This window comes from Blautia sp. AF26-2, assembly GCF_003460955.1.
GTDB lineage: Bacteria > Bacillota > Clostridia > Lachnospirales > Lachnospiraceae > Fusicatenibacter > Fusicatenibacter saccharivorans.
In genome coordinates this window covers 44,304-61,139 of sequence record NZ_QTWD01000008.1, presented here as the reverse complement: position 1 = coordinate 61,139, position 16,836 = coordinate 44,304, and the positions used below count along the sequence as shown (strand labels likewise).

Sequence of the window (16,836 nt, the reverse complement as noted above, 5' to 3'; positions counted from 1 at the left end):
GAGGACACAAAGATGAAGAAAGTAAAAGGTAAGAAACGGTTTTTCCTCATTACTTGTTTGATGCTTCTTTGTGCTGTCGCTGGAATTGGTGGAGTGCTTGCGTACTTCACCGACTCCGAGCAGACAAATAATAAGCTCAAAGTGGCTGTAAATGATACCAACATCGAAGAGGTTTTTCCAGACCCGAGTTTTAAGCCCGGAAGCGTAGTAAAAAAAGAGGTTCGCGTCAAAAATAATGGCAGCGATACATATGTTCGTATGCAGATTTTGTTTTCAGACAGTGATATGCAGCAGTATTGCACTGTAAACTGGAATACGACCGACTGGGAACTTAAAAATGGTGGCTACTATTATTATAAGAAGATTCTCCCAAAAGGATCTAAAACAACCCCACTGTTTACTACCGTAACTGTTTCGAAGAATGCACCAGAAGATGAGATGAAAGATTTTGATATCATCGTCCGCGAAGAAAGTCTGCAGGTTGGATACTTCAAATCTGCGGATGAAGCATGGAGTGCATATAAAAAGAACAAATAAGTAAGTGGATTATTGGCAGGACTTTTACCACGACATGATAGAAATTCTGCCAATTCTTTGACTAAAATACAATCAAGTGATTGTTTTTGCAAGGTCAAAGTGGTACACTTAATACAATCATTGTGGAAAACAGTGGTTTTGTAATAATGATTAATTTCTATTTTTTTTCGTACGTGAAAATTCATTTGAATTTTTTTTGTCATACTATGAATGTAGACAAAAACGAATCTAAATGGAATAGGATCGTTGATTATCAAAATTGCTAAGTACAGGAGGAAATAGGACAATGAAAAAAGAAAAAGTAGTTGCAACTCTGGCTATGGGTGTTGTTGCAGGTGGTGTGGCAGTTGGAGGAACATCCACTGTTCATGCTGAAACATTAGATGAAAATACTGAAAACACCGTACAGGCTCCAGAAGAAACCGAAGCTCCGGCAGACCCGGAAACCAAAGAAGAAGCCAAGGATCAGCTGGATCGGGCGCAGGAAAAGGAAAACGAAGCAAAACAGGATTCCGATCAGGCCAAAGCAGATTATGATGCCGCTAAAGAGGACGAAGATAAAAAGCAGGCAGAGGCCGATCAGACGCAGAAAGATATCGACCAGGCTGAAAAAGATGCACAGGATGCTTTCGATCAGGCGCAGAAAGATGCACAGGATGCTGCTGACCAGGCTAAAGCAGATGCAGATAAAGCCGCTGAGGACCAGAAAAAAGCAGAGCAGGCAGAAAAGGATGCACAGGCCGCTTTAGAAGAGCAGGAAAAGGCAGAGCAGGATGCACAGCAGAAAGCAGACCAGACCACGACCGATGAAACACAGGAAAGTGTGGATCAGAAAAAGAATGATCTGGATAAAGCAAATAAAGATCTGGAAGATGCCAAAGCAGAGGATGCCAAAAAGCAGGAAGAGCTGGATGAAGCAAAGAAAAATGAATCTTCTGCAGAGCAGGACAAGGCGGATGCACAGGATAAAGTTGATCAGGCAGAATCCGATGTAAAAGATGCAGAAAAAGACGCGGATGCTGCAAAGAAAGATGCAGAAACCGCAAAAGACTTGTATGATACCGCTTCCAATGCTGCAGATAAAGATTCCAAATATGCACAGGCGAAAAAGGATGCGGAAGAAGCAGGTGCCGCTGTAAAGGCACAGCAGACCGTTACAGACAATGCGAAAAAAGATCTGGATGCCAAGAAAAATGCGCTGGAAGATGCGAAAAAGGGTCTGGCAGAAGCAAAAGTGAACGCAGATGCCGCCGCACTTGCAGAACAGCAGAAAAAGGTTGATGCCGCGCAGAAAGAATATTCTGATGCCTTTGATGCGCTGATCGCAGCGAACAGCAAGCTGGACGAGCTTACCGCAGATTACCAGAAAAAAGTATCTGCCGCTGAAACTGCCAAAGCTGAGATGGATGCGGCACAGTCCAATGCAGACCAGAAAGAAAATGCACAGAATACCGCCAAAGCTGAAATGGATGCGAAGAAAGATGCAGTGTCCAAATCCGAAAGCAACATGTCAGATGCACAGAACAGCAAAGCAAATGCTGAGTCTAATGCAGAAAAAGCCAAAAATGAGCTGGATGCAGCAAAAGCAGCTTTAGATGCGGCAAAAGCGGCTGCAGAAGAAGCGAAGAAGCAGGAAGCACTGGGATCAAAAGGATTCTTCGACAGTATCGGTGAGACAGCAGCATCTGATCTGTTTTCACAGGGAGATTATCCAGACAAAACCAACATGGGTGCGGAAGATGATGCAACCAGTCTGAAAAACATGCTGTACGCTCTGGATTTTATTGAAAAATCCAATGAACTCAGAAGAGCAAATAATCTGGAAGAGTTTAAAATTTCTGCAAGAGCAATGGCTGCGGCGCAGTATCAGGCAAATGCTTCTTTACATACAGAAGATCATACTTTCCAGTTCGGTTATGGTGAAAACCTTGCATGGGGAATGGATGATCCGGAAATCGCCTATATGGCATGGTATGACAGTGAAAAAGACAGCACTATTTTAAGCGAAAGACTGCATTATCTTGCTCTCGTCAGCGCCAATAACACAGTTACAGGTTTTGGACTCTGCTATAACAGAACGAATCCGGATTTATACAGTTCTTGTGAGAGTCAGGTGTTTGGCTCTGTAAACGATGAAGACGAGGGTTACTGCTACACAGTAGCTGAGTTCCGCGCTCTCCTGCAGGCCTACATTGACAAACTTACTAAAGCCCAGACCGATCTGGATAAAGCCCAGGCTGATTACGATGCGAAACTGGCGGCTTACAATGCAGCACAGGATGAAGTGGCAAAATGGGATGCACTTCTGAAACAGTATCAGAACGAGAAATCCGTCAACGAAGATGCTCTGAAACAGGCTACCGAAGCATACAACAATGCCGTACAGGAGCTGAATAAAGCAAAAGCGGATCTCGATTCCAAGACAACGGCATATGAAACAGCTCAGAATGCAGTTGCTGAGAGCGCATCTGCAGTGGATGCTGCAAAAGAAAATATCGCATCCTGCAAACAGGTATCCGACCAGAAAGAAAACGCACTTACTGCTGCAAAGGCAGAAAGAGATCAGCTTCTTGACAAGCTGACAGAATCTGTGATCGCAATGACTGGCGATAAGAATGCCAAAGTAGAAACCAACTACGAATACCATCAGGTATGCAATGAATGCGGAGAAGATTTCGGCTATGGACCGGATGCTATCGAAGCGGTTGGTGACCATTCTGCAGTAACGGGTCATTCTTACAGCTCTGTAAAGAAAGCTGTTGGATATAAGATCGTAACCGCGTCCGGAACACAGGTAATCAAGAACCTGTCCAAGACAGATGCAGACAAAGCCCTGGCAGATATCCAGAAAGCCATTGCAGACGGACAGACAGCAGTCGATGCCGCACAGGCTACATATGACAATGCTGTAAAGAAACTGGCAGCAGATCAGCAGACCGCAAAAGAAAAGAATGATTATCTGGCACAGCTGAACAAAAACATTGCCGATCTGAAAAAGGATATGGAAGCAAAACAGGCTGTTGCTGATCAGAAAGCAGCTGCTCTGAAAGAGAAACAGACCGCCCTTGCGGATGCCAAAGCAGAGCTGAAACAGAAAGAGGATGCTCTTGCGAAAGCAAAAGAATCGGTTGAAAAACTGCAGGCTGAGAAAGATACAACCGCACAGAAAGTTGCCGCTAAATCCGCGGCTGTAGCACCGCTCCAGAAAGCATACGAAGCTGCCAAAGCATCCCTGAATGCATACCAGAATGCGCAGAACGCTCTGAAAAAGGCAAAAGAAAATGTTTCCGCTGCGAAATCTGCTGTAGAAGCCGCTAAGAAAGATGTAGCTGCGAAAAAGCAGGCCGTAAAAGAGAAAGATAAGGCATACACCGATGCCTGCGGTGTTCTTGCAATTGCCAAGAATATCACACTGGCAGATGCCATGAAGACCCCGATCACAGAAGAGGGCTTCACCTATCTGAACGATTACGTAACCAAGATCAATTCTGCAAAAGCCGCTTACGAGACAGCAAAAGCTGATCTTGCCAAAGCAAAAGAGAATACGGCTGTGAAGAAAGTTGCTTATGAGGAAGCCGCTGCAAAACATGCCGAGACTCTTGCGGACCTTGTAATTGCAAAAGCAAACTATCAGAAGTTTGTAGATGCAGAGAAAAAGGCAGAGGAAGAGAAGAAAGCAGAAGAGGAGAAGAAAGCGGAAGAAGTCAAGAAAGCAGAAGAAGCCAAAAAGGCGGAAGAAGCGAAGAAGGCAGAAACCGTGAAGAAAGAACAGCAGAGCGGCGGCGCTACTCTGACCGCAAGCACTGGAAGCATTGCAAAAGACAATGAAAAAGGTACCACCATCACCAAAGCCGGAAGCGTAGCAACAGGAGATACGACCCCGATCGGCATCTTAATGGCTCTGGCGGCAGGATCTTTCGGTGTTCTGGAAGAAACCGTCCGCAGAAAAAAACGCCAGTAACACGGTGGTAATTTAAGAAATATGGAAACGAGGAACGGTATGGCTTAACGGCTATGCCGTTCTTTGCTTTTTTGTATACGTTAGAAACCCGGGCAGTTGAAGTTTGTATTGGAATAGCATCTTCCTGTAAAAAGCGCTCGTATAGAGCGTTTAGACCTTCTTCTGCGTTCGGCTAATACCCCGTGGCATCTGACAACTACACATTATTTTCGAGCAATTTAATGTGTGGTTGTCAAGAATGTTTATAAATCTAAACGTCATAGTGTTCTTCAGTTGATTTTTGTTATATGGAAGATGGGCGCAAGCAATATTAGTTGACGAGGTTGAAGATACGGTGGTGGCTCAATGACGGACAAACACATTAGGTTATTTGGGAAAGATGACAGATATGTATAAGGTTTGCAAAAAAATTGGATTATGGTTACACAAAACGAATCAAAAAAGGAGATTGGCTTCATGAGTTTAATTTAAAACCAAATTTCTTGATGAATTTATTATATCATTATTCCTGGCAGAAGCAATAAAAATTCAAATAATTTCGTGCCAAAGATTATTTTTTTGTAAACAATTTGCAGTTTATGCTTTTGTAATGTATAATAAATTTATCTACATAGTTGCACGAAACGAATCAAAGAGGAGGACGACTTCATGAGTTCAGAACAATTTAGTTTATTATTCTATGCTTGCATGCTGATTGACGCAATTGGATGGTTTGGATTCGTTGCACTTCCGCGAATTCGAAAATTGCTTTCCTGTAAAGAGAGAGCTGATGGTATTGTGGAAGATGTAGTGGAAATCAAAAACGCCAAAGGGCAGCCGCTTTTCCATGCTGTTGTCCGCTATCAGGCGGGACTTGCTTCTTACACATGTGAAACAGTGAATGCAACGAAAGCAGTTTGGGAAAAAGGAGAGCCTGCGATCGTTTATTATCAGAATTCCAAACCGGAAAATGCATTTGTCAAAAACGCGGCATGGACAGGCCGTTTAATATTAGGAATTATGCAGTCACTTGTTGCGGTGGCTATCGGGATTGCCTACTATGTAGGTACTCATTAATTTCTGCTTTTTATCTGCTCCGGCATGACCAGCATATATGTGCGCGCTGATCTGTCGGAGATTTTCTTGTCCTTTCATTCACATATAAATGCAACTTAAAACGCAAAAAATTTGTAATACTAAATATAGGGAAAATATTTTTAAGGAAAGAAGGATGATATATGTCTGTAAGTGCTGCTCGCTTGTTTTTAGGGGGCGGAGTGGTAATCAGCCTATTTTTCTTTTGTATGGGATGTATTCTAAAAATCTGCGTTCTTCATAAGAAAAGACGTTGTACGCAAAAACTTCAAGGACGTATTGCTTCCATAGAAGGTTTTCGAACCTCGAACATGCCAATGGTTTTGATCGAATTTTTCTGGCCGGAACGATATCTGCTCCCTTGTTTGTTAGAATCCCCCAGTCAACCCCTATGGATCGGAATGCCGATAGAAATCTGGATCAACCCACAAAATCCCTATGATTTTCGAATTTCTGGTCAGAAATACAAAAATTTTTCTCGACTATGTGCGATCGGACTGGTGGAAATGCTGATTTTACTTTTTTTCATGATTTTTATACAAAAATAGGGGAATATAAGGAAAAGAAATTCGTGAAATATGAGGGCTTGTATAGGATTTTTTAACATGATACAATTTTTGAAGAGGAGCGATAAATATGAAAGTTTTGATGAAAAGCAGAGTCCCAAACTCTCTTACCATATTGTTATGCGAGCAAGAAAAAGATGATGTACCCACTGAAACAATCCGCATGAAAGATTTGGATTTTCATATAGAAAACATTGATTATGGAGATACAACGGCTCCGTATCCGCATCAGATTGTGATTTTCTTTCGAACCTCGGAAGTAGCAAGAGGAAACGAGGCATTTTTTGTGTAAGGGCAGCATTTTTGTGTAAAAGCATAGACATATGAATGAGAAAGAGGGATTTTCCCTCTTTTCTTTTTGTCTTTTTCTCTTGTACGCTCAAATCGAGATTTTAATTTTTTCACATACTATTAGTGACCAGATAATTGTGTTGTGCTTGGAAAAGAAAGAGGTGGTTTAATTGAAAGTATGGACACTGATAACCAGAGAGACGCTTCGATTGTTGCAGGAAGGCATTCCATATTATGGGGATAAAAAGATATGCCCTGTTGTGGATTTTCCGTATACCCCCGGCGGTTATTCTTTGCTCGTCAATAAGATGATACAAACAATTGGGTTTCCGCCAGATCCTTCCGCTGCGCCTATTTGGGGATATTATCTTTATGGCGGCGAAAACAATATCCCTGAGAACTTGGATTTTGACAATTTCCCTGAAGAGGCCTCCGTCTGCCTTACACTGGAAGTTCCGGATCGAAAATTGCTTTTGAGTGATTCTTTAATGTGGGATAGCATTTCGCTTGGAGAATACATTCCGCATGGAGATACACCGGAAGAATTGGATAGCGACTATGAAGCATATAGAAATGCTGACGCTGCCAAACAAGCATTCATGAGGGTGTTATCCTGGCATCAGGTATTTAACATCATACATTCAGATTATGTTTATGTCCATTTTTGGGAGATCCGGAAGGAAATGATCCGCGAAGTGCTATTCTTATAGCCAATTTTTAAAATAATAGAATATTTACCACAAAAGGAGATGCCTGATACTGCAGAAAGGGCATCTTCTTTTTTATGATTGTAGCATCCGAGTCTACTTAGAGGGTTGATACTGTTTTTTTGTACGTGAAATACGATTTAACATTTTTTTCTAATACTATATGTGAAAAGATTTTATAAGGAGGGAAGAATTGTGCAAAGCATAACAATTGAGAATTCTTTGTATGTAGGTTCACAAAACGCCAGATTCTTCGTAAATGATGCCGTACGTCTGCAGCTTTCTGATGGTACAAGCATTTCTGGAATTATTTCGAATCTGAACAATTTCATTGTTGTGGTCGAAGATGAAAATGGAACCGAAACCTCAATCTATATTGGGGATATTGTGGGTTGCGCTTCGGAAGTGTCTAAAAAGAAGTAACGCCGCATACATCAAAAAATATTCAGAGAAAGGATTTGGGTATGAAAAAGGGAAAAATTGTGTTAGGATTATGTGGATTTTGCCTCCTTTTGAGCAGTTGCGGCAGCTCCCAAAATGCAACAGTAGGCAATAACACTGATCCGAACAACCATTCGGTATCTACAACTTCAATGAGCAGGGAAACGTCCGATATCCAGTATCTTAAAAAGGATCTGGAGAATGGAACAGTATCTATCTGGTATTTTGAGACATCAACCCCGCAGGATACCATCGCCATTCCGGAAGAAATTAACGGAAAGACAGTCAGTCAGATTGGTGAGCGGCTTTTTGAAGGAAATGAAGAAGTAAAGACGGTTATTTTACCGAAAACGGTTCGGGCAATTGGCAACAGCGCATTTAACTTTGCAACAACACTGGAAAAAGTTGAAATCTCAGGTCCAGTGGAGATATTAGAAAACAGCAGCTTCTATGGCTGCGATTCCTTGCAAGAGCTGAATTTCCCGGACGGATTAAAAAAGATTGGGGATCACGCAATCACAGCGTGTAGCTCTTTGACAGATCTTTATCTCCCGGGAACCGTAGAGGAAATTGATGAGGACAATTTTGCATTGTGCGGAGAGCCATTAAAGATTCACGTTCCGGCGGGATCGGAAACGGAAGCACGGTTACAGGAAATCATGAAAGGCAATGACGATTTGAATATACAAATTGTAGAAGAATAACCGTTTATCTTGGCGATAAGTTTGGAAATCTTTTACGTGAAATTGTCGAGAAAAATATAGAAAGGATTTATTGAAATGTCTGGTTTGGATAAAAATATGCTACTCGTAATCGAATGTTTGGCTAAAAACAGAATTCAAGATGCGAAAAAAGCAGCAATAGCATGTTGTGCGAATGACACAACGAAAAAAAATCAACGGCAGATTAATTACTGCAAAAACCTGCTGAACATCGGCAGCTTAGAGTTGACTACCTTGCCGGCTAATTTGCAAGGGCTTATCCATATTCAGGATGTGTCTGATTTTCCCGAAAATCGTTATTATGTAGGCACTGTTCAACGGCAGTTATACGATAAGATTTATGCGGGAACTCAGGTTGCATACAGATTAGCGGACTATGCTATTTCATACCGTAACGGCAGTTTGATTTACGGATTACCGGGAACTGGAAAGACGGAATTTGCAAAGTATGTTGCATATAAACTGCAAATTCCCTATATATACCTTAACTTTTCCAATTTAATTGAATCCTATCTTGGAAAAACTGCTAAGAATTTGCAGACGGTATTTCAATATTGCCAAAACGTCCCTTGTGTATTGATGCTGGATGAAATTGATTGTATCGGTCTTGAGCGCGGTCATGATACGGGAGCAGATGGGGAGCTTGGCCGAACAACGATTTCCTTAATGCAATGCTTAGATACACTTGCCGTAGGGCAAGTGGTAATTGCAGCAACAAATCGCTCAGACAGACTGGATAAGGCTCTGCTTCGAAGATTCCGTAATAAGGTGGAGTTTACCCCGTATGGACCGGATGAAGAGTTGCAGATGATCCAAAAGTTCATTAAAGATATTGATGCCTTAGAACTGGATACTGATCTGCAGAACTATGCAAAAGGGAACCATTCACAGGCGGAAACCGTAGATTACCTTACGGAAAAGCTTGGGTCACTCCTGCTTCAGGATATTTTGGAAGCAGAGAAGAAACGTGCTAATCAATAGGGGGGATTTTAGAATTAATACAAGAAATAATAAAACAGCAATGACTTTTGGGGGCAATCGTGATATGATACATATTGAGCTGTAACAGTACGAAACACCACGAAACACTACAAAACGAACTGTAACGGGAGAATATGATACAGACTAAATTGTTGAAGAAAGATAAACGAGGAAAAACGTATGGAGAATTTTGATCAGAAACCTATTTTCCGGTGCCTGATTTGCAATGGACACTTTGGAACTTTGGAGGAAAATGAATATGGACTTTGGGGACATATCATAGATCCAGAAGAAGCCGAACAGGCTGCCCGCGCCGCGGAGCAGAATGGTATGCAATCTGGTTCGAATACTGAGATGAGTCCTTTTTACTATGGCGGCACTACATTTTCAGAATGTTTTCGGGATTTTTTGGATACCGTTGAGGACTATAATTTTGTGCATGATCATCTGGATGACCCTTACGATGAGGACGACTATGATGATTATGATGAGGAGGAAGAAGATTTCTTCCCGGAGATCGTGGATCTGACAGCGGAAGAAATCGAAACTATGTTTGAACATGTTTTAGAAAGTTTCCGAAAAAAATATCCTGAAGAATAAGTTCTCCTTTTAAAAGAAAATAAATATTCGCAAAGCGTGGAATTTTAACAGAATTCCGCGCTTTTTTCGTACGTGAGAAATTTTTGAAAGTGGATTTACAATTCTATATAAGAGAGTGTAAATCAGCTCTCTAACGTTTGAAAAGGAGATGGAAGGTTATGGCACTTACACTTGGTGGAATTATTGGAGCTTGTGGACTTTTTTTCGGATTTTTGAGCTTGGTCTTGATGTGTCCAGGTCATCCAAGAGATCCGGAAGAGGATATGGAGCAGATGCGGTATCTTAGTGAGCAGATGCGGAAGAGGGCTGCCAGGAAAAAAAAGCAAAAAAACGGTATTTCAAGATGAGCAGTGAAAGAGTAATGCAAGAAATATGTACAGTAACAGCATTAGGCGAAAACGCGCTAACCAGTATATCCTATGCCAAAGTGGCATTGCAGATGGCGGAAACGCAAAATGGTTGCCACAAGATTGGTTTGGGATATTCTGGTAATAACGTACAATGTCATCTATGGATTAACACGGAGACATATTTGGCAAATGCTGAAGAATCAGTAACAAAGTTCTTCAGGTATCTCAAATGCTGTTTTTTACCTGAAATCGTGAAAGTGGGTACGAAATCATATTCTCGAAAGGAATGTCTGCAAGCTTTTTCAAAGGATACAGCAGAGCTAAGTAATTTAGAAATCCTGAGTACGAACATTTCAGAACTTTTGCAAATACTAATATCTCTTGGCGGATAGTTTCTTCATATAAAAAGAGGGATCTGAAAGCCTTGATTTTAGCGGGCTGAAGATTCCGAGAGATTATAAAATGTATAGGGACTAATTGTTAAGTAACCAAAAACATAGAAATATGCATTCAAATATAGATAAGAGTGGACACATGAAGTCTCTTATCTATAGCTTAACAATAGGTCTCAAGCCTAAGTGACTGCTACTGTCGAAAGACATGTTGCAGATAGGAACTATGTTAAGCAGTAAGGTAAAGACACACCTTTAGATGTAATCTTCAGTCTGAAGCTCTGTGAGTGCAAACCAGGAAACAATGCTAATGTCCTGCATTGATAACAGGGAACCACAGATCCTCTGCTTGACTTTGGCACGAAGAGAAATTCTCCGTAAGGAAGGTGTCAGAAATGACAAGTTATGCTTTTGTATTAGATGCGAATGGGAAACAATTAGCACCGGCAAAAGAACAAAAAGCATGGTTTCTTATCCGCAAGAAACGAGCAGCATTGGTTAGTAAATATCCAATGGTAATACAATTGAAGAAAGAAATTCCAGAAAATGAAATCTGTAAAGATGAGATTCGTTGTGGAATCGATGATGGTGGGCTTCATGTGGGTATTGCTCTGGTTCAGAAATGTAAAACGAAAAATAAAGTTGTTTTCAAAGGAACCATTGAGCAGCGCAATGATGTAAAGCATCTTATGGAAGTCAGGAGAAGCTATAGACACTATCATCGTTATCACAAAAGATATAGGCCGGCAAGATTCGACAATCGTAAATCGTCTAAAAGAAAAAAACGAATTGCTCCAAGTATCTTACAGAAACGACAAGCTATAATAAGAGTGATCCATTGGCTTAATAAGTGGATAAATATAACAAATTATTGGTTAGAAGATGTTTCTATTGATATTCGAGCATTGACAGATGGGTATAAACCTTATCGTTGGCAATATCAAAAATCTAATAGACTGGATGAAAATATCCGTAAAGCAGCTATTCTAAGAGATGGCGGCAAGTGTATGGAATGCGGAAAATTGAATTGCAGGTTAGAAGTTCATCATATTAAACCAAGAAGACGAAATGGTTCTGACACGTTAGATAATCTAATTACATTATGTAAAAGCTGCCATCAGAAAACGGAAGGCCAGGAAGAATTATATATGGATAGATATTTCTCTCTATTAAAATCTTCTGATCATAAAAACCTGAATTATGCACAACATGTAATGATTGGTAAAGAGTGGCTTAGAAAACAATTGTCCAGTTTGGGAGTATTATATCTGACAAACGGCGGAGATACAGCCAATAAACGCATTGACTGGAATATTGAGAAATCACACGCCAATGATGCTGTCTGTATTACGAATTTGCAGCCTGACACCTATGATATGAAAGAATGGACAGTGAAACCCATGCGTAGACAAAGCAAAGCGAAAACCGACAATGTTTTAGGAATTAAGCATAGAGATTTGGTTGAGTATACATTAAAAAATGGCGAAACTCACAGAGGATATGTAACAGCACTATACCCGGAACAAAAAGCGGTTAATTTTCAAAGCCCAACAAAACATTGTAAAAAAGTTAATGCGAGGAAGTGCAAATTACTATGGAAATATTCAAAAATCTATTGGTTTGAGAATGCGAGCTAAACACGTTTGTCTATACTTAGACGTAATTAGTTATATTATTTCAAGGAGGTTTTTTATGTTATTAACAATCAAAACGCCGTATACCTGTATGGAATTTCAGGTTACATCCATGCAGGCACGACAACTTATCGACGAAGCATATCAGATGGCTGTTTCAACTCTGAATGAGGAGGATTCAAATAACCCGTTATTTTGTCTCCCGTTTGATCTTCCGGACGTTTCGGAATTCGATGAAGCCCCAGACAATTCAGAATTCGTTATCGGTCCGGCAGCGAGTAAAAACATTGAAGCTTTACCAGCAGTAGAGGATCTTTTCCAGCAGGATGTACCTTTTAGCTCTGAGATTGAATATCCCGATCCACTTTCAGAGGACCCTGCTCCGGTGGAACCTATTTCAGATCCAGATTCGCTTACCTATCCATTATCAGATGTTTTGAAAAAATTCCAACCGGAAACCGCAAAAGAAAAAGCTCCGGCAGCATCAGAAGAAGGAATTGAAGCTGCTACAAAGTCAGATGAAGATACAAAAACTGCTCCCGTTTTTTATAAGGGCATGTTGCTCATCCGGTGTCCAAAATGCGGGAATACCTGGGGTGCATGTTACCATGAAGCGATAAAGCAATGCCATTGCAAGTGTGGGAATGCAATTCCGCTGAAAGATTTGAAAAAGGTCTTCTTAAAATGTACTTGCGGAATGGCATATAAATACATGACAAATATTGAAGAGGAGCAGTTCCGTTTTCCGTGTTATGGATGCAAAAAAGAAATCCAGCTCTTCCGGGACAAGGACGCTTATTATACCGCTGGAAGAGAAGACACTGCGGAGTGATGTTAAAAATAACAGCTTCAAATCGCCAAAAGCAATCATAAACAAATATAAAAGGCTCAACTTTTTTTCGTACGTGAAAACGAATCTAAAAATTTTTTATAATACTATGTAAAGAAGAACTTGTTGAGCCTTCTATCCATTACTGGGGTATGGCCAAGCGGTAAGGCACAGCACTTTGACTGCTGAACTGTGTCGGTTCGAATCCGACTGCCCCAGCTTTTCTCTCGCATCATAAATAGTCGCAATTTCGACTACTTTAGTCTTGGCTGATACTACAATATATGATGCAGAGAATACGTTTGATTCTGTCACAAATTCAGCATTAAGCAGAAGGAAATGTAGTATTTTCATATTAAATTCCAATCAATCAGTGTATGTTGGCGTATTTTTTGCAACATAACAGCCTTTTACGCAAGACTGCAGAACAAATATGCTGGCATAAATGCTGATACAAATGCGTTGCCATATAATATGGATGAAATTTATTTATCGAAAATGGTAATGGAATTGACTACATAGTCTTGACACATACAATAAAAAGGAGGCGACTTATGATTATTGATGTTACCTATGCATGCAATATGGGCTGTTCCCATTGCATGTCAGATTGTACTCCGGATGGGCTGCGTATGCCCATACAGACCTTTCGAAATTCCTTAAACTTCCTGCAGACCTATAAGATCCCAACATGGAATTTTTCCGGTGGAGAAATGTTTGAGCATCCGCAGATCATGGAAATTCTGGATGTTTTAGAGTTCAAATGGACCCAGCTGGCATTTAGATGTCCCATATGTTTTATCACGAATGGGCGTAAATTAGCCCGGGACAGAGAAGTATATGCAAGGTTGACGCAGTTTATCAAAAGATATGGGAATCGTTTGGTACTGATTCAGGTTACAGATGATCCGCGCTTCTATCCAGATCCACTGTCTAAACAGGAAAAATATTGGTTGAATAAGCTGGGAGCCATCATTGAGGCGGTCCCGGGAAACCCGCAGAATCCGCAGAAGTGCTTATACCCGCAAGGCCGCGCCCTTCAGAATTTTCCAAATGCTGACTGGAATGTTATAGGCCCTAAGTGTGCAAATTGCAGGCTTCTTACTTTGCAGAATGTAAACTCCATTTCTCAGATGGTAACCTGCCTGCTCCAGCACGGTAAGGTTTGCACGCCGGTGATTGCTCCGAATGGCGGTATCAAACTGGGTGAATCGGCATTATGTCCTGAAGTGTCTAACATATATAAAAGTGAAGCGGCAATCATTCAGGACATTAGACAATGCACTTGCCAGAAATGCGAAATTGCATGGGATAACTTAAAGAAAGTTCATCCTACTGCGTACTATCTTTGTGGAGGAAAATAGGATAATATGGGAAGTAAAATGGACATTTTTTCAAAGGTTTCAGATGACAAAATGCTGAAAATCTATCATGATATGCTGGAAAGCAACATGATTGGTTCGAAAAGTACAATGATTAGGGCATATGCTAAAGAATTAGCAAGCGTGTATCCTTTCGAGACGAATGCACAGGCAATTGATTTGGCTGAAAAGCTGTTTTTTGAAGAGACAGCCAAAAGATTTTATGGTAGCATGGTGTCAGATAGGGAAAGACATATTTAGATTCCGGAAAGTATAGGAGCTGCAATGGGAAAGGCAAAAAGAAAAATGCGGCCGCAGCCGCCTTGGTGGTGGACGCTTGACAATGATAATTGCTGGTTCTGCAAAAACCGGAATAATTGCGGCGGATGTAAATTGTTAAAGCAACAAAGATCAGAATCCAGAGAAAAGCGTAGAAAAAAGTACAAGGAGAATCGATGAATTTAAGTAAAAAGTTGGAAAAGGCTATTGATATTGCTGGTCGTATAATGAGTGCCGTCCTAAGTTCCGGCATCGACAGTGACGAAGACGGATCTATTTCAGAGGCAATAGAAGAGTTATCACTCTTAAAAAACAAATGTTCAAAAGCAAAAGGACATGCTAAAAACGAAATATAATAATTTCAAGGAGGAATTGCACATGTATTTGGTAAAAACAACTAACGGTGATAAAATTTTAAATTCTGCAGATGCAGTAAAAAGCATAAAGAAAGAGGATATTGAAAAAATATATTTCTTAACGGAAGTTAATTACGATTCTGTGATTTCCAATGCTGATATAAGAGACTGTATCTATTCCTATTTGAAGGGTAAACAACTGTCTAAAGAAACCGTCGTGGACTATGTGGCCAGCGTATTAGACGTTAAGAAAAACGAAGTTTCAAAAGTAATTACTGCAATGAAGCGGGAAAAGATTATCTACGTTGAGAGAGATTATGGCAGCATAGGCATTGACTAAATTTGCCTTCTAAAGGAAGTGATTTTCATCAAAAAGTGCGATAAAGTAAGAATTATTCAATGGTATATAGCGGATCGTATCTATACGGAGAAAAGTTTTAAAGAGATCTATGATCTGAAGCAGCTTGAGGAAATCGTCAGAACAGAAAAGAATATATGGGGACTACGTTCAAGATGTAATCAGTGCATTTCTTCCGATACAGACTATTCTAAAAGATGTTTGGGTTGCATCGAATCTTACACCGGCGGACGCTCCGAAAAATCCGTAGATAACTACAAATTTTGCTATAGCTATTGGAAAAGATTTGCAGAGAGAGGTGAATCTAATGAATAATAAACATGCATCAATAGAGCTGATTGATGAGATGGCGAAAGTCAAAGACGACTTCAAAATTTTGCCTAAAGACATAATTGAAAGTATGCTGGAAGATATGACTGCCGAAGAAAAGGACATGTTGCTGCGGCTGTATATCTTTGGAACAAATATTGATCAGTAAACCAGAGGCAATTCTTACGTTAAATGAGGGTGATCTAAATTAAACGAGCGATAATTTTTATGGAAGTTATTTGTGACCAGTGCGGCGGGGTTGTATCGAGATATTACAACACCAGCAAAGATGTGAGTACCCTAAAGAAAATGGTCAAAAATTGGGCATATGACGAAAAATATGGCAATCTTTGCCCGGAGTGTCTGAAAAAGTTAAGAAAGGAAGCACAGTAAAATGGAAAAGCTGAAATTATATACCGTCACAAAGCCTAGTTCTGATGGTACTTTCGTGACTGGAGACATTATCTGGCTTTCTGCGAATGGAGATCTGAATAGCTGCAAAGGAAAGGGTTGGCTCTCAAAGGCAGAATGGGACGCTTCTGGAACCAATGACTTTGAAGTCGAGCCTTGCAAGACACACTATTTAGATGTCTCACGATGGAGCGAAACGGTCAGAGAAGTAGAAAACATTTCTAAATAAGATTACAAATGGAGATAGACAAATGGAAAGGAATAAATTGTATACGGTTACAAAAGCCAGTTCTGATAATGTAATTAGACTTGGAGATTTGATTTGGTTATCTGAAGATGACGTTTTACATAGCATTATGTATATGGGAACATGTTTAAGGAAAAATTGGGATATTCCTGGTCAAAATGATTTCCAAGTAGAACCTTGTGAAAAGTTTTATCTTGGTGAGTACGATGGTTTACCTATGCCCATTAGAAATAAAAATTATATTGTGACTGATGAAAAAATAATAGAGAAAGCGCAAAAGCTATACTGATTAATGAAATGAAAGACGTAAAGAAATATTTTCAGTTTTTACCATCGGACATAATTGAAAATATTTTCAGTTTTTACCATCGGACATAATTGAAAATATTTTAAAAGATTTAACCTTGACTAAAAAAGAGGTATTGCTGGA

At 40.2% G+C, this 16,836-nt stretch carries 22 protein-coding genes and 1 tRNA gene; all 23 read left to right on the top strand.

Going from position 1 to position 16,836, the window contains the following annotated elements; genetic code table 11:
• Positions 1–12: 12 nt before the first annotated feature.
• Complete coding sequence (locus DWY63_RS11635; protein WP_117802206.1) at positions 13–537, top strand: BsaA family SipW-dependent biofilm matrix protein; 525 nt, start codon at positions 13–15, stop codon at positions 535–537.
• Between the two features lie 286 nt (positions 538–823).
• Positions 824–4,498, top strand: a complete 3,675-nt coding sequence (locus DWY63_RS11630; protein WP_117802205.1) for a CAP domain-containing protein — start codon at positions 824–826, stop codon at positions 4,496–4,498.
• Positions 4,499–5,146: 648 nt separating this feature from the next.
• Positions 5,147–5,554, top strand: a complete 408-nt coding sequence (locus DWY63_RS11625; protein ID WP_117802204.1) for a DUF3592 domain-containing protein — start codon at positions 5,147–5,149, stop codon at positions 5,552–5,554.
• A 161-nt stretch (positions 5,555–5,715) separates the two neighbouring features.
• Positions 5,716–6,120 (top strand): hypothetical protein, encoded by a 405-nt coding sequence (locus tag DWY63_RS11620; RefSeq protein ID WP_117802203.1) that lies wholly within the window; start codon positions 5,716–5,718, stop codon positions 6,118–6,120.
• A gap of 88 nt (positions 6,121–6,208) precedes the next feature.
• The gene (locus tag DWY63_RS11615; RefSeq protein WP_117802202.1) at positions 6,209–6,430 is read left to right on the top strand and encodes a hypothetical protein; all 222 of its coding nucleotides are present in this window, start codon (positions 6,209–6,211) and stop codon (positions 6,428–6,430) included.
• Between the two features lie 169 nt (positions 6,431–6,599).
• A complete protein-coding gene (locus tag DWY63_RS11610) occupies positions 6,600–7,139 on the top strand; it encodes a DUF3841 domain-containing protein (RefSeq protein ID WP_117802201.1) in 540 nt (179 codons plus the stop codon).
• A gap of 192 nt (positions 7,140–7,331) precedes the next feature.
• Positions 7,332–7,559: a hypothetical protein gene (locus DWY63_RS11605; RefSeq protein ID WP_117802200.1), complete on the top strand. Its 228-nt coding sequence runs from the start codon at positions 7,332–7,334 to the stop codon at positions 7,557–7,559.
• Positions 7,560–7,729: 170 nt separating this feature from the next.
• Entirely contained in the window at positions 7,730–8,281 is a 552-nt protein-coding gene (locus tag DWY63_RS11600; protein ID WP_158568359.1) for a leucine-rich repeat domain-containing protein, read from the top strand.
• A 75-nt stretch (positions 8,282–8,356) separates the two neighbouring features.
• Positions 8,357–9,280, top strand: a complete 924-nt coding sequence (locus DWY63_RS11595; RefSeq protein WP_117802198.1) for an AAA family ATPase — start codon at positions 8,357–8,359, stop codon at positions 9,278–9,280.
• A gap of 180 nt (positions 9,281–9,460) precedes the next feature.
• Complete coding sequence (locus DWY63_RS11590; protein ID WP_117802197.1) at positions 9,461–9,880, top strand: hypothetical protein; 420 nt, start codon at positions 9,461–9,463, stop codon at positions 9,878–9,880.
• Positions 9,881–10,038: 158 nt separating this feature from the next.
• Positions 10,039–10,227 (top strand): hypothetical protein, encoded by a 189-nt coding sequence (locus DWY63_RS11585; protein WP_117802196.1) that lies wholly within the window; start codon positions 10,039–10,041, stop codon positions 10,225–10,227.
• Positions 10,224–10,622, top strand: a complete 399-nt coding sequence (locus tag DWY63_RS11580) for a hypothetical protein (protein WP_117802195.1) — start codon at positions 10,224–10,226, stop codon at positions 10,620–10,622. Before DWY63_RS11585 ends, DWY63_RS11580 begins: the two co-directional genes overlap by 4 nt.
• Positions 10,623–11,017: 395 nt before the next feature.
• The gene (gene iscB, locus DWY63_RS11575) at positions 11,018–12,259 is read left to right on the top strand and encodes an RNA-guided endonuclease IscB (protein WP_117802194.1); all 1,242 of its coding nucleotides are present in this window, start codon (positions 11,018–11,020) and stop codon (positions 12,257–12,259) included.
• Positions 12,260–12,314: 55 nt separating this feature from the next.
• Complete coding sequence (locus DWY63_RS11570; protein WP_117802193.1) at positions 12,315–13,088, top strand: hypothetical protein; 774 nt, start codon at positions 12,315–12,317, stop codon at positions 13,086–13,088.
• 143 nt (positions 13,089–13,231) lie between these two features.
• Positions 13,232–13,304, top strand: a tRNA-Gln gene (locus DWY63_RS11565).
• A gap of 335 nt (positions 13,305–13,639) precedes the next feature.
• Complete coding sequence (locus DWY63_RS11560; RefSeq protein ID WP_117802192.1) at positions 13,640–14,449, top strand: radical SAM protein; 810 nt, start codon at positions 13,640–13,642, stop codon at positions 14,447–14,449.
• Positions 14,450–14,455: 6 nt separating this feature from the next.
• A complete protein-coding gene (locus DWY63_RS11555; RefSeq protein WP_117802191.1) occupies positions 14,456–14,707 on the top strand; it encodes a hypothetical protein in 252 nt (83 codons plus the stop codon).
• A 194-nt stretch (positions 14,708–14,901) separates the two neighbouring features.
• Positions 14,902–15,081 carry a hypothetical protein gene (locus DWY63_RS11550; protein WP_117802190.1) on the top strand — a complete coding sequence of 60 codons (180 nt, stop codon included), beginning with the start codon at positions 14,902–14,904 and terminating at the stop codon, positions 15,079–15,081.
• Between the two features lie 22 nt (positions 15,082–15,103).
• Positions 15,104–15,421, top strand: coding sequence for a hypothetical protein (locus tag DWY63_RS11545; RefSeq protein WP_117802189.1), 318 nt, complete (start codon positions 15,104–15,106; stop codon positions 15,419–15,421).
• A 325-nt stretch (positions 15,422–15,746) separates the two neighbouring features.
• Positions 15,747–15,917 carry a hypothetical protein gene (locus tag DWY63_RS18010; RefSeq protein WP_158568358.1) on the top strand — a complete coding sequence of 57 codons (171 nt, stop codon included), beginning with the start codon at positions 15,747–15,749 and terminating at the stop codon, positions 15,915–15,917.
• Positions 15,918–15,976: 59 nt separating this feature from the next.
• The gene (locus tag DWY63_RS18005; RefSeq protein WP_158568357.1) at positions 15,977–16,141 is read left to right on the top strand and encodes a hypothetical protein; all 165 of its coding nucleotides are present in this window, start codon (positions 15,977–15,979) and stop codon (positions 16,139–16,141) included.
• Position 16,142: 1 nt separating this feature from the next.
• On the top strand, positions 16,143–16,388 hold the full coding sequence (locus DWY63_RS11540) for a hypothetical protein (protein WP_117802188.1): 246 nt from the start codon (positions 16,143–16,145) through the stop codon (positions 16,386–16,388).
• Positions 16,389–16,410: 22 nt separating this feature from the next.
• Positions 16,411–16,695, top strand: coding sequence for a hypothetical protein (locus DWY63_RS11535; protein WP_117802187.1), 285 nt, complete (start codon positions 16,411–16,413; stop codon positions 16,693–16,695).
• The last annotated feature ends 141 nt before the right edge of the window (positions 16,696–16,836 follow it).

What these genes read in the sequence shown, in the direction of transcription:
- DWY63_RS11590 (WP_117802197.1), top strand. Translation starts at nt 9,461, where the DNA reads ATGGAGAATTTTGATCAGAAACCTATTTTCCGGTGCCTGATTTGCAAT.
- DWY63_RS11620 (WP_117802203.1), top strand. Translation starts at nt 5,716, where the DNA reads ATGTCTGTAAGTGCTGCTCGCTTGTTTTTAGGGGGCGGAGTGGTAATC.
- DWY63_RS11560 (WP_117802192.1), top strand. Translation starts at nt 13,640, where the DNA reads ATGATTATTGATGTTACCTATGCATGCAATATGGGCTGTTCCCATTGC.
- DWY63_RS18010 (WP_158568358.1), top strand. Translation starts at nt 15,747, where the DNA reads ATGAATAATAAACATGCATCAATAGAGCTGATTGATGAGATGGCGAAA.
- iscB (WP_117802194.1), top strand. Translation starts at nt 11,018, where the DNA reads ATGACAAGTTATGCTTTTGTATTAGATGCGAATGGGAAACAATTAGCA.
- DWY63_RS11615 (WP_117802202.1), top strand. Translation starts at nt 6,209, where the DNA reads ATGAAAGTTTTGATGAAAAGCAGAGTCCCAAACTCTCTTACCATATTG.
- DWY63_RS11580 (WP_117802195.1), top strand. Translation starts at nt 10,224, where the DNA reads ATGAGCAGTGAAAGAGTAATGCAAGAAATATGTACAGTAACAGCATTA.
- DWY63_RS11550 (WP_117802190.1), top strand. Translation starts at nt 14,902, where the DNA reads ATGAATTTAAGTAAAAAGTTGGAAAAGGCTATTGATATTGCTGGTCGT.
- DWY63_RS11630 (WP_117802205.1), top strand. Translation starts at nt 824, where the DNA reads ATGAAAAAAGAAAAAGTAGTTGCAACTCTGGCTATGGGTGTTGTTGCA.
- DWY63_RS11570 (WP_117802193.1), top strand. Translation starts at nt 12,315, where the DNA reads ATGTTATTAACAATCAAAACGCCGTATACCTGTATGGAATTTCAGGTT.
- DWY63_RS18005 (WP_158568357.1), top strand. Translation starts at nt 15,977, where the DNA reads ATGGAAGTTATTTGTGACCAGTGCGGCGGGGTTGTATCGAGATATTAC.
- DWY63_RS11540 (WP_117802188.1), top strand. Translation starts at nt 16,143, where the DNA reads ATGGAAAAGCTGAAATTATATACCGTCACAAAGCCTAGTTCTGATGGT.
- DWY63_RS11585 (WP_117802196.1), top strand. Translation starts at nt 10,039, where the DNA reads ATGGCACTTACACTTGGTGGAATTATTGGAGCTTGTGGACTTTTTTTC.
- DWY63_RS11555 (WP_117802191.1), top strand. Translation starts at nt 14,456, where the DNA reads ATGGGAAGTAAAATGGACATTTTTTCAAAGGTTTCAGATGACAAAATG.
- DWY63_RS11535 (WP_117802187.1), top strand. Translation starts at nt 16,411, where the DNA reads ATGGAAAGGAATAAATTGTATACGGTTACAAAAGCCAGTTCTGATAAT.
- DWY63_RS11600 (WP_158568359.1), top strand. Translation starts at nt 7,730, where the DNA reads ATGAGCAGGGAAACGTCCGATATCCAGTATCTTAAAAAGGATCTGGAG.
- DWY63_RS11625 (WP_117802204.1), top strand. Translation starts at nt 5,147, where the DNA reads ATGAGTTCAGAACAATTTAGTTTATTATTCTATGCTTGCATGCTGATT.
- DWY63_RS11545 (WP_117802189.1), top strand. Translation starts at nt 15,104, where the DNA reads ATGTATTTGGTAAAAACAACTAACGGTGATAAAATTTTAAATTCTGCA.
- DWY63_RS11635 (WP_117802206.1), top strand. Translation starts at nt 13, where the DNA reads ATGAAGAAAGTAAAAGGTAAGAAACGGTTTTTCCTCATTACTTGTTTG.
- DWY63_RS11595 (WP_117802198.1), top strand. Translation starts at nt 8,357, where the DNA reads ATGTCTGGTTTGGATAAAAATATGCTACTCGTAATCGAATGTTTGGCT.